Source organism: Streptomyces mutabilis (genome assembly GCF_014649815.1).
In the GTDB taxonomy this organism is placed as follows: domain Bacteria; phylum Actinomycetota; class Actinomycetes; order Streptomycetales; family Streptomycetaceae; genus Streptomyces; species Streptomyces mutabilis.
Map to the genome: position 1 here is coordinate 1 of NZ_BMTT01000218.1, position 592 is coordinate 592.

At 49.3% G+C, this 592-nt stretch carries 1 protein-coding gene; it reads left to right on the top strand.

Translation table 11 applies throughout. The features are described from left to right. On the top strand, positions 1-592 hold a 592-nt coding region (locus IE142_RS40100), incomplete at both ends, for a hypothetical protein (RefSeq protein ID WP_191889480.1).

Genomic DNA, 592 nt, shown 5'->3' on the forward strand with positions numbered 1-592 from the left:
AAGAAGCTCGCACTTAACCTCATCAACCTCATATGGCACTGGGAAGAGAAGCGTGTCAAGAGCCATACTGCTATGCCGAACGGCACAATCGAGTCTCCCAACACAAAGAAACGTAAACTTGAGGAGACTCAGGGCACATCGTCGTCTCCATCTCTTGCTCCTCCTAATGCTCGTGAGCGGTCTGAATATATGGTCCCTCCTGATCTCCGTGCTGCATTGACGAAGTACCTTATTACCTTCATTACCACTATCCCTGAGCGATTTCCTGTTCCGGCTTCTCGTATTCGCGACCTTCCTTCTTCAAAGACACAGCAGCCTGTGCTTACAGGAGACATGGTCAAGAAAGCTGTTCACTTGCTGAGAAACCTTTTGTCTCCAGAGTACTGGGGCGACCTAGATATCGAACTTTACCAGAAGGTCACGGAGCCCATTCTTGCAGGCGAGAAAGCTGACAAATCAGACGAAAAGCACATCACGAGTATGGTTAATGCTTTGCAAGTGGTTCGAGTCCTTTTGGCAGCTAAGCCAGACGACTGGATCACAGGTCGTCTGCCATTGATCCAGAAACTCTTCGAGAAGCCTCTGCGTTCTG